Source organism: Chryseobacterium proteolyticum, assembly GCF_046591535.1.
Lineage (GTDB): Bacteria > Bacteroidota > Bacteroidia > Flavobacteriales > Weeksellaceae > Chryseobacterium > Chryseobacterium proteolyticum.
Genome location: NZ_JBJLWK010000001.1, coordinates 264437 through 276908 on the forward strand (window position 1 = coordinate 264437; position 12472 = coordinate 276908).

A 12472-nucleotide genomic window follows, 5' to 3' on the forward strand; every position below is an offset into this window, starting at 1 on the left:
TTCTCATTTTCAAAAGCCTTATAGTCTTACTTTAGCTTTTCATTTTTCCCAGCTCTGTATTTTGAATGTTCCATTTTAAACTCTGTACTATACATCCTCCTACCTATCACCGAATTCCTTATATTTGCATTCTATACGTATGAAAGGAAAAATTATTAAATCTACAGGAAGCTGGTACCAGGTTCTGGAAATGGAAACCGGTAGAATTTTCGAAGCCAGAATTCGCGGCAAGTTTAAACTTATCAAAACCCGGCTTACGAATCCTTTGGCTGTGGGAGACTATGTAGAGTTTCAGCTGGAACAGGATGATATTGCCTGGATTACTAAAATAGAACCACGAAAGAATTATCTGATAAGGAAATCGGTAAACCTTTCCAAAGAAGCTCATATTATAGCTTCTAATATTGATCTTGCATGTTTCATTTTTACACTTCGGTATCCGGAAACTTCTCTGGGATTTTTAGATCGTTTTTTAGCGTGTTGTGAAGCATATAATATTGTACCTCTTATTTTATTTAATAAAATTGATGTCCTGAATGAAGAAGAAATAGAGATCGTAAAAGATATAGAGTTTATGTATCAGGAAATCGGATATGATACACTTGAGATATCATCTTACTCCAAACTTAATCTGGATCAGCTTCAGGAAATTTTAAAAGATAAAACTTCTGTATTTTTCGGCCATTCTGGTTGTGGGAAATCCACATTGGTTAACGCAATGCAGCCCGGATTAAATCTAAAGACTTCAGAAATTTCAGATAGCCATCTGAAAGGAAAACATACGACTACGTTTGCCCAAATGCATTTTTGGAATTTTGGAGGAAATGTTATTGATACACCCGGAGTAAGGGAATTTGCGATGATTGATATAGAAAAAGAAGAAGTACAACATTACTTTCCTGAAATTTTCAAAAAAAGGGAAGACTGTAAATTCCATAACTGTATGCATATCAATGAACCTAAATGCGCAGTAGTGGCTGCCCTGGAAACAGGAGAAATTCAGCATTCCCGATATTCTACCTATATAAAATTAATGGATGAAGCAGAAGAAGCTTCTCAAAAATAGTCTTATTCATGAGTGAGGAAAAGCATATTCCTGTTCATAACCTTACCTATCAGGAATTTCAGCTGACCACTTTGGAAAATGGACATCCTGAAAATTTTAATGACGTCCACAGGCATAATTTTTTTGAGATCCTGTGGTTCAAAGAGGTAAAAGATGATAGTCATCTTGAACTTGATTTTGAAAATTATCACCTCAAAAGTAATCAGATCTGCATTATAGCTCCGGGACAAGTGTTCAATATGAAGCTCCGGGGTGAAAAAGGATACGTCTTTGCCATAAGCCGGGAAATCTTCCAGGAAATTTGTGACGTGGAACTCATCCTTACCAATGGGGCAGCTCCTTTTTTTTTCTGATTATGAAAGCCGGAAAAATTGCCAGGGGATCATTAAGCTGCTTGAGGACGAATACCATGGAAATTGCCGGATGAATTTAATCAAAGCTTATTTAAAAGCTTTTTGTATTATTATCACAGAGGATCTTACTTCACAAGAGCCTTTACTCCATGACAAGCAACGTATACAAAAGCTCATTACGCTGATCGATACCTACTATATTACACAAAAAGAAACCCGATTCTACGCAGAAAAACTTAGCATAAGCGCTCATCATCTTAATGACATTGTGCGGATTTCACGTGGGACAACAGTAAAAAAAAATGATCGCTCAACGCCTTTTACTTGAGGCAAAAAGAGAGTTAAGTTTTGGAGCTCTGACAGTAAAAGAAGTAGCCTTCAGATTAGGCTTTAATGATTCTTCTTATTTTTCCCGTTTTTTTAAGAAGCATTCAGGGTACAGCCCCGAACAATTCAAAAATATGAATGACTGATTCCAGGGATAATCCTCAGTTTGTCCTGGTAAGCCTTCAATAGTTTCATTGGATGACCTTTAATTTTATAAGAATTTTGCATGCTGTAAAAGTCAATGTTGGCATGTAATGATTTAAAAAAAATTATGAAAAAACTGAGTATTATTGTATTTATTCTGGCTCTTTTAAACACGCTTGAATCTTTAAGTATAGATCTTTATCTTCCTGCTTTTCCTGTTATGGCAAAAATTTTCGGAACCGATATAGGGCATATCCAGATTTCCATTTCCATTTTTTTTTGCCGGTTTTGCTATCGGGCAGCTACTATGGGGACCTTTATCTGATAAAAAGGGGAGGAAGCCTATGCTGTATTGCGGATTAATCCTATTTATGATTGGAGCAGTTGCTATTATCTTTACCGAAAATATATATGTGTTGTGGATCATGCGTTTTCTTCAGGCTTTTGGAGGAAGTGCCGGGATTGTCATTGGTAGAGCCATTGTAATAGACCTCTACGACAAAGAAAAAGCGGTAACTATCTTTTCCAAGCAATCTCAGATAAGCGGGATTGCTCCCATTGTAGCACCATTAATGGGCAGTATTTTTCTGAGGTTTTGGGGATGGAATAGTGCGTTTAGCTTTTTAAGCATTTTAGGAGCTATCACTTTATTTCTTGTTGTTAAGTATATTCCGGAAACCAATTCCCGGATAGCATCACCTGAAACTTCGGAAACTGAAATCCAATTAAAAAATCAGCTGAAAGTTATTATTTCCAATAGAGATTTTATCAACAATACTATTATCGGGAGTATTGCTTTTGCATCACTGATTATTTATATTTCCAATGCTCCATTCCTTTTTATGGAAATTCATGGATTTTCCAGTGAAGTATTCAGCTTTATATTTGCCTTTAATTCCATGGCATTAATATTTGCAGCCTATATTACTCCGAAATTAACCCAGAGAGTTAAGGATACCCGAATTCTATTTTCTGCTGCTATCCTGTTGTTGTCAATGAGCTGTTTACATTTATTTATATCTCTGGGCCAATTGTTCGTGGGATTGGAAGTTGCGGTTCTGTTTTCTTCTCTTATAGCAATAGGACTTCTTTTTCCTATTACTACTGCCCATGCATTATCTCCTTTTAAAGAGGGTCGTGGTACAGCTGCAGCCCTGATGGGATTTATTCAGTTAATGGTTACCTTCCTCATGTCAGCTATAGTTGGTTTTTTAGAATCTCAATCCATTATGCCCATGATTATAGCGCGGATCGCACTGGCAGGGGTTGCTGTCTTTTTTGCTTATAGAACTTTTTTGGCAAAAAAGGTTTACGCTTAGAAATATCTCATTTCGATCTTGTTGATAATAAGATTTTTAAAATAAAAAAAATGCCACTTTGACATGTATGTTGGAGTGGTATTTTTTGCGAAAAAATATCGTTTTTTTACTTTTTGGGGTTCTTGGTGATGATTTTGGGGATTTTTTTTTTGAGAAAATAAGGGAGATATCATAGATTTTAACAATAAAAAACCCAGCCGAAGCTGGGTAAAAACTAATAACCATGAAAACTCAAATTAAACATGAGAATCGCAATAGAATAAACAATTACTGTGCCAAAGATGAATTTACTATTTCTTAATAAAAGTTATTTTTATGTTAAAAAAAAAATTAAAATGGAGATAAGGATTTTTTTTGTAATTTTGCGGCATTAAAAAAAAATATACGTTTATGTCTAACATTACATTCACTATGATTAAGCCTGACGCAGTTGCAGACGGACATATCGGTGCTATATTAGGTAAAATTGCAGAAGGAGGTTTTAAAATCAAAGCTTTGAAGTTAACTCAACTTACTGTAGCTGATGCTAAAAAATTCTATGAAGTACATGCTGAAAGACCTTTCTATGGGGAATTAGTAGAATTCATGAGCTCAGGACCAATTGTTGCAGCTGTTTTAGAAAAAGACAATGCAGTGGAAGATTTCAGAACTCTTATCGGTGCAACAAACCCTGCTGAAGCTGCAGAAGGAACTATCAGAAAAATGTTTGCAAGAAGCATAGGAGAGAATGCCGTTCACGGTTCAGATTCTGACGAAAATGCTCTTATCGAAGCACAATTCCATTTTTCCGGAAGAGAGATCTTTTAAGACCAGAATTTATTCAAAATATAAATCCGGAGATAATTCTCCGGATTTTTTATTTTCAAACCCTGCTATTGGAAACTTTTATAATAGCAGTTTTTTAGAAGCGGTTAATATGATGTAATCTCAGATCCTATAAATTACTTTCTATAGCACCTACTTTTTCACGGTATAATTCCAATGGTTTATCCAGAAGTATAGCAATGACTGTCATTTCTTTATCCAGCCTTTCTTTTGGAATGTCAATATAGATAATTCCAGGCCGGTCACTCCAGTACAATTTATTGTAAACAGTATGGTCGATCATGGAACCTTCCCCAACAATACGAATTCTTGAAATGCCATTTTTAATTCCTTTTAAAGCAACCTGCCCCGTGGGAATTCCTTCTACAAAAAGATAAAGAGTTTGTTTATCTTTTGAAAGGGCACTCATACCTGCATAATGCCCATCCGGTAATCCTTTTCCGGTTTCAAAAAGAGCTTCGGCATGATCGCTGATCCATGACAAAGTTTTCGCATTCGTTTTTGAAGTCTTTGGAATGCTCATATCCATCCCATCTGCGGTAAGTCCGGAATGGTCCAGGAGATTATTGCCATTATGAATTTGTTCAGCAATTTCATAGACAGCGGCAGAAGTATCGGAATGATCAGTGAGTTGTTTTAAAGATGGAATATCTCTTTTATGGGGGGCTTTAAACTGAATTTCCTTATTAAAAGTAATCTCAATAACAGTCACATCATGATCAAATTGTACATTAGAAAAATGTAAAGTCAGGTTTCCTGCAGGATCCGTTACCATATTTACCTTTGCATTGGGATCACTAAGAACTTCTGCAGAAACCGGGAAGGATTTTAACCCATATATTTTTGTGAAATTTTTAGCTTCCTCAAGATACAGATACAGTTTTTTATGATCTTTAGATATTGCAGATTTTCCTTTGTAGTTTTCAAAAGGCAAGCCCCGGCGTGTTCCATATATAGCCTCAGGATATTTAGAGGTCCAGCGTCCCAGGTTTTGGAGGATTTTTACTTGCTCTTCCGGAATGGTTCCATCTGCTTTAGGGCCGATATCCAGAAGTAAATTACCACCCATACTGATTACATCTGCCAATGTTCTGATAATCATATTAGGAGTTTTATAATGGAGATCAAAAGGTTGGTATCCCCATGAATCATTCATGGTATAACATAATTCCCAGTATTCATTTTGAGGGCTGATGACCGGGATTCCTTGCTCCGGAGTTTCGTAATCTCCATGATTGGTTAACCTTGAATTGATAATAATATCTGGATTATATTTTTTTAAATTGTCTAAAGTTTTTGATGCCTGCCATTCCTCAGAAGTATGTTCCCAATCGCCATCAAACCATAAAAGATCGGGGTGGTAATGGTCTGACAGATCATTGAGTTGTGACTGATAATATTGGATGAAGTTTTGCCATCGTCCTGGATCATTCTTAATTTCATATCTCTTCTTTGTTCTGGTGTTGATATCATAATAAGGATGGCTCCAGTCCGGCAGAGAATAGTAAAGACCAGTTTTTAACCCTGATTTTTTAAGTTCGTCAATAAAGGGTGAGAGAACATCTTTTCGGGCTATTGAATTTTTCGCAATAGTAGTCGCTTTTTCGGCCTGAGAGTCCCAGAGAGAAACTCCATCATGGTGCTTTGTGGTGATTACGGAATATTGTGCCCCAGAATTTTTAATAAGTTTTGTCCAGTGGGCTGGATTATATTTCGCAGCAGAAAATCCATTCAGCTGCTTCATATAATTTTCATGGTTAATGTAGTTATTAAAAAATGACCAGGATTCCGAAATTCCATCTACAGAATAGATTCCCCAGTGAATAAAGATCCCCAGTTTGGCATCCTGAAACCATTCCATTTTTTTCGGGTTGGACTTATTTTGTGCATTGCTATTTCCTGCAACCAAAGTTCCCAACAAAAAGGCAATGATCCACTTATTTCTCATGCTTATATTTTTGTGTACTAAAATAACAAAAGTCTTCCTTAATTTCCTAGTTGGAGCGCATATTCATTTTGTGAGTGATTGTATTCAGAATAAAGCTAATTTTATAAAATAAACAAAATGATAATCACCAAAACAAAAGACATGAAAATGACAACACTTATTCTGATCATTACTGGAACACTTACAGCCCTTATTGCAGGATTATTCTATGCTTATTCCTGCTCGGTTGTACTGGGATTAGGGAAACTATCCGACATGGAGTACCTGAAAGCAATGCAGTCTATAAACCGTGAAATTCTCAATCCTGTCTTCTTCCTGAGTTTTATGGGAACGGCAGCGATGCTTCCTATTTGTACTTATATATTCAGAGGGCAGCATCCGTCTTTTCTCATGCTTTTATTGGCTACAATAATTTATCTGGTTGGCGTTTTCGGGGTTACCGTGGTAGGTAATGTACCTATGAATGATCAATTGGATCAGTTTAATATCGGAGATGCTACTGCCGAAGCATTAAAAAAAAGTGCGTGAAGCTTTTGAAAACAGATGGAATCTTCTCAATAACATCAGGTCAATATGTTCTACCATCAGTATTGTTCTGGTTATTTGTGCCTGTATATGGGCTAAAACGGAATAATGTTCAGTATTAGTACTTAATGCAAATTCCGTATTTTTACGGATGCACGGTATTGTGTTTTATTAGCATCTTTACACAAGCATAGAACAACGAAAATCTAAGCTAAAGTCTGAATGACTGAAACTAATAACCATCGTAAGCTCAGATTTTCAACGAATTAAGGCAGCCTGAAGGGCTGCCTTTTTTATATAGCTTTAATAATGAGACGTTACTTAAATTTTTAACAGCTCAATTGTTCTCTCAGGATTTTCAGAAGAGAAAACAGCATTTCCTGCCACCAGAACATCTGCGCCTGCTTCGAATAATTTCGATGCATTATCAAGGTTAACACCACCATCCACTTCAATAAGAGCAGTGGAATTATTGGTTAAGATCAGGTCTTTGGTCTCAGCAATCTTCTTATAGGTGTTCTCAATAAATTTTTGTCCCCCGAATCCTGGATTTACACTCATCAACAATACCAGATCTACATCTGCTATGATATCTTCCAGCATTAAAACCGGAGTGGAAGGATTCAGTACAACACCTGCCTTAGCGCCTCTGCTCTGAATAAGGTGGATCGTTCTGTGCAGGTGTGTGCAAGCTTCATAATGTACAGAAATCAAATCTGCTCCGTGGTCAATAAATTCCTCAACATATTTTTCCGGTTCAACGATCATTAAATGAACATCAACAAATTTTTTGGCATGCTTCTGAACCGTTTTCATTACAGGAAAACCAAATGAAATGTTCGGTACAAATCTCCCGTCCATCACGTCAATATGGAACCAGTCTGCCTGAGAATTGTTCAACATTTCAATATCTCTTTGCAGATTCCCGAAGTCTGCTGATAAAAGGGAAGGAGCAATTAGCTTAGTTTTCATTTTTACTTTTATATTAGATTTATTAAAGATATCAGATGCCAGACACCAGATATCAGACCTGTTTTTTAAAAAGTATGACATCTGACATCTTTTATCTGATGTCTTTATTAATGGTATTTCAATTTCATTTCCGGCTGGATCTTTAAAATAGTTTCATAGATCAGGGAGATCACGTTTTCTACATCTTCTTTTGAAACCATTTCTACTGTTGTGTGCATATACCGCAAAGGTAATGAAATCAATGCACTGGGAACACCACCATTTGAATGGGCGAATGCATCAGTATCCGTACCTGTAGATCTGCTGGCTGCAGCTCTTTGGAATGGGATTTTCTTTGTTTTTGCAGTATCTATAATCAGTTCTCTGATGGTATGATGCACACTTGGAGCAAAGAAAATCACCGGCCCGTTACCACACTTCTGATCACCTTCTTTTTTCTTCTCGATCATAGGAGTGGTTGTATCATGTGTTACATCTGTCACGATGGCGATGTTGGGCTTTATAGTATCGGCAATCATATCTGCACCGTACAAGCCTACTTCTTCCTGAACAGAATTTGTAATGTACAGACCGAAAGGAATTGTTTTTTTATTTTCTTTTAATAATCTGGCTACTTCTGCAATCATAAATCCACCGATTCTGTTATCCAGAGCCCTGCACACGAAATAGCGGTTATTCATTTCGAAGAATTCGTCAGGATAAGTAATCATACATCCTACATAGATACCCATCTCTTCAACTTCTTTTTTAGAAGTTGCCCCACAATCGATGAAGATATTTTCAATTTTAGGAGTAGGCTCATTTTGATTATTGCTGCGGGTGTGAATTGCAGGCCATCCGAACACACCCTTTACAATCCCGTTTTCTCCATGGATATGAACTACTTTTGAAGGAGCTATCGTTTGGTCGGAACCTCCGTTTCTTATTACATAAATTAATCCGTCGTCCGTAATATAATTCACATACCATGAGATCTCATCAGCGTGTGCTTCAATGACTACCTTGAATTCAGCTTCAGGATTGATAATTCCATAGCAGGTTCCATAGTGATCAACTTCAATTTTGTCTACATAAGGTCTGATATAATCCATCCAGACTTCCTGTCCTTTGTGCTCGTAACCCGTCGGAGATGATGTATTTAGGTATTTTTCTAAAAATTTTAAAGATTTCTTTTCAAATTTCATAAAAAGGAATGATTTTTGCGTTCAATATTAGCTCTAATACGCGTAAAAATAATGAATTTTAGCAAGATTTTTTGTCTTTTTCTTTTCTTTTTTGGGATTGGTGTTTTTGGACAAACGGATTCTATTATTGCTAAACCCCTGAGCCAATACCCTCCGGAGGAGTTAAAAGTAGATGAATTTGGAAATAAATATTACTATGATGAAAGACAGAAAGCCAAATTCTATGAAATAAATGGAGAGACAGTTGTTGTGATGGATGAACTTGTCCTTCTCAACAAACCTAAATTCAATAACCAGCTGGACAGGAATTATTATTATTTTCTAAATAAAAAACTATACAGGGTATATCCGTTATTTGTAGCAGCTTTACAACAGTACAGGGATATTCAGAAAGAAATGACCAATCTCGACAGTAAGGCAAAAAGAAAATATGTAAGGGACCGTCAGAATATTCTGGCTGATCAGTACGAAAAGCAGTTACGCGATCTTACAACAACCGAAGGTCAGGTTTTTGCCAAGCTTATGAACAGGGCGACAGGAAAGAATGTTTATGAGATTATTAAAGAACTAAGGGGAGGATGGAGCGCTTTCTGGTGGAATGTTAAAGGTAAAATGGCCAGTATCGATCTTAAAGATCAATATGATCCTCATAGAAACAGAACAGATGAATTCATAGAATCACTATTACAATCCAACTGGAATTCAGGCTATCTTCAGCCATATCCGGGAGCCGGTGATTTTAAAATAAAAAAATAATACCTGTAAGTAATTACAGGTATTTTTCTTTCAGTTTATCAAATACGATTTGATCAATGGGTAAAGGAAATGGATTGTCCGGTCTGTTGATATCAATCCATTCCGTTTTTTCTATACAAGGATCCAGAATAAGGAAATCTTCTTCGTTGATAATATTAACTATATAATATATGGTAAGGAGTTGTTCATTTTCTCTGAAACGGGATACTAAAAAATCTTCTTGTGTATAGAAGTGTTCCACGATATCTATTTTTACATTGAGCTCTTCATCAAACTCCCGGTGGAGACATTCCAGTAATCCTTCTCCGTACTCCAAACCTCCTCCCGGAAATTTTACAAGCTGGTCTCCGGCATATTCTTCAAATAAGGTAAGTACTTTTTTTTTCCTTTATCGCACAGGCATATACTCTGACGTTGATCTTATCTATCATATATATATTTTGTATAGCTAAATTAAGGAAATTTGTGAAAAAAAAAGAAGTGAATTGAAAGTTGAAAGCTGAAAAATGAAAGGTGCGTCATAAGATCTCAGATGTTGTAAATCCTGAACCTCTGACCCGCAATTCTTATATTACAAAACCTCAGACTTTCGATTTTCTATTGATCACCCTCTCTTTATGGCATTCAGCATTTCCCTTTTCCCTGGCGGACCTTGTTTCTTCTCTACAGTAAAATTAAGTTCCTGAAGGATTCTTCGGACACTTCCTTTGGAAGAGTAGGTTGTTAATAATCCGTTCACATTCATTTTGTCTGAAACCATCTCAAATAATGGTTTTTCCCATAGATCAGGTTGTACGCGCGCACCAAAACAATCGTAGTATACAAGGTTTATTTTAGGTAAATCAATATTTTTTAATTCAAAAAAATCACATTTTATTTTTTTTAAATTAAAATTTTTAACTATTTCCACTGATTTTTCCCAGTCTGCAGCATGAATTTTATGATAAATTTCTTTGAATTCAATGTTATCAAAAAGCTCAAAATAGGCCAAATCTTTAATTTCGGATTCATTTATGGGATATTTTTCCAGAGAAAAATAGTTGATGACATGATTTTTATCAGTTTTTAAATATTCATTAATTGTAACTAAAACATTCAAACCTGTTCCGAAACCGAGTTCTAAAATATTAATTTCGTAATCATTTATCAAAATTAGTCCATTTTTGATAAACACGTGTTCGGCTTCTTGTAATGCTCCATGATGGGAATGGTAGTTTTCGTTTAAGGCATTGATAAACAATGTTTTACTTCCGTCATTTGTGGTCTTAATCTCTCGTTTCACCCTATTTTTTTGTCAAATTTAGTCTAAAATTTTTATATTTAGAAAATTATGTTAAATTTGTAGAACATCATAAAAAATTTTAGAAATGATAATTCAAAAAACTGAGAATTCCAGACTTTCATCATTCGACCCAAATAATTTTTCTTTTGGGAATACTTTCATAGACCATATGGTCATATGTGAGTATGAGAATGGAAAGTGGGGGGACGTAAGATTAGTGCCTTATGGGCCTTTAGCCTTTACGCCTGCAATGATGGGGGTAAATTACGGACAAGCTTGTTTCGAAGGAATGAAAGCTTATAAAGATCAGGAGGGACAGGTTTTCCTATTCAGGCCTGAAAAGAATTTTGAACGTATCAATAAATCGGCTAAGCGTCTTGCCATGCCTGAGGTAACGGAAGAAATGTTTTTGGATGGTCTGAAAGCATTGGTAGATATGGACAGAAACTGGATCCCTCAGGGAGAAGGGATGTCTTTGTACATCAGACCTTTGATCTTTGCTACTGAGGAGGCTTTGAAAGCAAGAGTATCAGAAAAATATATGTTTGCCATCGTAGCAACACCTGCAAAAAGTTATTATACTGAACCTGTTTCAGTGAAAATTTCAGATCATTATTCAAGAGCTGCTAACGGAGGTGTAGGATCTGCAAAAGCCGCAGGAAACTATGCCGCATCATTTTATCCTACGCAATTGGCAATAGAAGAAGGATATGATCAGATTATCTGGACAGATGACGCTACCCACGAATATTTTGAAGAAAGCGGAACAATGAATGTTTTCGTAAGAATTAACGATACTGTATTTACGCCACCCACTTCAGAAAAGATATTGGATGGTGTTACCAGAGACAGTTTCATTCAACTGGCTAAAAAAAGAGGGATTGAAGTGAAAGTTGAACCAATCCCTGTAAAAGCTGTAATTGAAGCGCAGAAAAATGGTACATTGAAAGAGGTATGGGGAGTAGGAACTGCTGTTGTAACAACTATTTTCCAGGCATTAGGATACCAGGGAGAAAAATTGGATTTACCAAAATTATCCGATGAAGAGAGCTTTGCAGCAATCCTTAAAAATGATTTGGTAAGCATACAGACGAATCTTTCGGATGATTCTTTCGGATGGAGAGTGCTGGTAGAAAAAAATGTGTTGGAAACCGTTTAATTTCTACTTTGAAAATTATATAAAAGCCAAGATATTCTTGGCTTTTTTTGTTTATTATATCCTGTGAAATGCTTATTTTCGCAAAAGTTTATGAAAAAATTACTCTTCATATCAGTATTGGGACTGCTGAGCTGTAACAGGAATTCACAGACACATCCTCCATTGGGTGGGGTTTTGAGCCAGAAAGATCTGGATATTTCAAAAGCAAGGATGAAAAACCTTAATGCTTCGGAAAGAATGCATATTCAGGAGTGGATCGATAATCAGCCGGTGAAATTTTATCCTACCAAGCTCAACTATTGGGTCAATGCTGAAGGTTTTGATGCAAGAGAGAGGAGACCGGATAATTCTCTGATCTCTTATTCTTATGATCTTTATGATTTTGATCAGACCAAGATCTATGATCAGCCCGTTGAAAGAAGAGATGCCAAATTCGGGCACTTTGATGAATTAAAAGCGGTAGAAAATGCTTTGCGTTTTATACATGATGGTGAGGAAGTTACGATTTTGGTTCCATCTTCTCTGGCGTATGGTACCTATGGAGACGAAAAAAAAAATAGATAACGATATCCCATTAATCATAAAATTAAAAGCTCAATAAATGAAATTGTT

Annotated in this window: 15 protein-coding genes and 1 pseudogene; 11 read left to right on the forward strand and 5 right to left on the reverse strand. The window is 36.0% G+C overall.

Features of this window, described 5'->3' with window-relative positions:
• Positions 1 to 139 precede the first annotated feature (139 nt).
• The 7 genes from rsgA to ACJ5H0_RS01030 all read left to right on the forward strand — a co-directional run bounded on the left by rsgA (position 140) and on the right by ACJ5H0_RS01030 (position 4016).
• A complete protein-coding gene (gene rsgA, locus ACJ5H0_RS01000; RefSeq protein ID WP_172283364.1) occupies positions 140 to 1066 on the forward strand; it encodes a ribosome small subunit-dependent GTPase A in 927 nt (308 codons plus the stop codon).
• A gap of 8 nt (positions 1067 to 1074) precedes the next feature.
• Complete coding sequence (locus tag ACJ5H0_RS01005; protein WP_411246785.1) at positions 1075 to 1419, forward strand: hypothetical protein; 345 nt, start codon at positions 1075 to 1077, stop codon at positions 1417 to 1419.
• Positions 1370 to 1747 carry a hypothetical protein gene (locus ACJ5H0_RS01010; protein ID WP_411246786.1) on the forward strand — a complete coding sequence of 126 codons (378 nt, stop codon included), beginning with the start codon at positions 1370 to 1372 and terminating at the stop codon, positions 1745 to 1747. Before ACJ5H0_RS01005 ends, ACJ5H0_RS01010 begins: the two co-directional genes overlap by 50 nt.
• Positions 1722 to 1892: a helix-turn-helix domain-containing protein gene (locus ACJ5H0_RS01015; protein ID WP_411246787.1), complete on the forward strand. Its 171-nt coding sequence runs from the start codon at positions 1722 to 1724 to the stop codon at positions 1890 to 1892. The genes ACJ5H0_RS01010 and ACJ5H0_RS01015 overlap by 26 nt, the downstream gene beginning before the upstream one ends.
• 125 nt (positions 1893 to 2017) lie before the next feature.
• Entirely contained in the window at positions 2018 to 2215 is a 198-nt protein-coding gene (locus tag ACJ5H0_RS01020; protein WP_411246788.1) for a hypothetical protein, read from the forward strand.
• The gene (locus tag ACJ5H0_RS01025; protein ID WP_411248043.1) at positions 2184 to 3209 is read left to right on the forward strand and encodes a multidrug effflux MFS transporter; all 1026 of its coding nucleotides are present in this window, start codon (positions 2184 to 2186) and stop codon (positions 3207 to 3209) included. The genes ACJ5H0_RS01020 and ACJ5H0_RS01025 overlap by 32 nt, the downstream gene beginning before the upstream one ends.
• A gap of 390 nt (positions 3210 to 3599) precedes the next feature.
• Positions 3600 to 4016, forward strand: coding sequence for a nucleoside-diphosphate kinase (locus ACJ5H0_RS01030; protein WP_034687444.1), 417 nt, complete (start codon positions 3600 to 3602; stop codon positions 4014 to 4016).
• Positions 4017 to 4143: 127 nt separating this feature from the next.
• Here ACJ5H0_RS01030 and ACJ5H0_RS01035 read toward each other — a convergent pair whose 3' ends face one another.
• Positions 4144 to 5982, reverse strand: coding sequence for an alpha-L-fucosidase (locus ACJ5H0_RS01035; RefSeq protein WP_411246789.1), 1839 nt, complete (start codon positions 5980 to 5982; stop codon positions 4144 to 4146).
• Positions 5983 to 6129: 147 nt separating this feature from the next.
• On the opposite strand from ACJ5H0_RS01035, the gene ACJ5H0_RS01040 reads away from it, so the two are divergent.
• Positions 6130 to 6510 (forward strand): anthrone oxygenase family protein, encoded by a 381-nt coding sequence (locus ACJ5H0_RS01040; RefSeq protein WP_411246790.1) that lies wholly within the window; start codon positions 6130 to 6132, stop codon positions 6508 to 6510.
• A gap of 318 nt (positions 6511 to 6828) precedes the next feature.
• Here the strand turns inward: ACJ5H0_RS01040 and rpe are convergent, their stop codons facing one another.
• Both rpe and chrP read right to left on the reverse strand, forming a co-directional pair.
• Positions 6829 to 7479, reverse strand: a complete 651-nt coding sequence (gene rpe, locus ACJ5H0_RS01045) for a ribulose-phosphate 3-epimerase (RefSeq protein ID WP_172283359.1) — start codon at positions 7477 to 7479, stop codon at positions 6829 to 6831.
• A 107-nt stretch (positions 7480 to 7586) separates the two neighbouring features.
• Positions 7587 to 8663, reverse strand: coding sequence for a chryseobasin maturation metalloprotease ChrP (gene chrP / locus ACJ5H0_RS01050; protein ID WP_411246791.1), 1077 nt, complete (start codon positions 8661 to 8663; stop codon positions 7587 to 7589).
• Positions 8664 to 8714: 51 nt separating this feature from the next.
• Here chrP and ACJ5H0_RS01055 point away from each other — a divergent pair, with 51 nt between their 5' ends.
• A complete protein-coding gene (locus tag ACJ5H0_RS01055) occupies positions 8715 to 9419 on the forward strand; it encodes a DUF4294 domain-containing protein (protein WP_172283355.1) in 705 nt (234 codons plus the stop codon).
• A gap of 13 nt (positions 9420 to 9432) precedes the next feature.
• Here ACJ5H0_RS01055 and ACJ5H0_RS01060 read toward each other — a convergent pair.
• Positions 9433 to 9850: pseudogene (locus tag ACJ5H0_RS01060) on the reverse strand (NUDIX domain-containing protein).
• A gap of 173 nt (positions 9851 to 10023) precedes the next feature.
• Complete coding sequence (mnmD, locus tag ACJ5H0_RS01065) at positions 10024 to 10701, reverse strand: tRNA (5-methylaminomethyl-2-thiouridine)(34)-methyltransferase MnmD (protein ID WP_411246792.1); 678 nt, start codon at positions 10699 to 10701, stop codon at positions 10024 to 10026.
• Positions 10702 to 10786: 85 nt separating this feature from the next.
• Here mnmD and ACJ5H0_RS01070 point away from each other — a divergent pair, with 85 nt between their 5' ends.
• Both ACJ5H0_RS01070 and ACJ5H0_RS01075 read left to right on the forward strand, forming a co-directional pair.
• Positions 10787 to 11860 carry a branched-chain amino acid aminotransferase gene (locus tag ACJ5H0_RS01070; RefSeq protein ID WP_411246793.1) on the forward strand — a complete coding sequence of 358 codons (1074 nt, stop codon included), beginning with the start codon at positions 10787 to 10789 and terminating at the stop codon, positions 11858 to 11860.
• Between the two features lie 90 nt (positions 11861 to 11950).
• Positions 11951 to 12424 (forward strand): FKBP-type peptidyl-prolyl cis-trans isomerase, encoded by a 474-nt coding sequence (locus ACJ5H0_RS01075; protein ID WP_411246794.1) that lies wholly within the window; start codon positions 11951 to 11953, stop codon positions 12422 to 12424.
• The last annotated feature ends 48 nt before the right edge of the window (positions 12425 to 12472 follow it).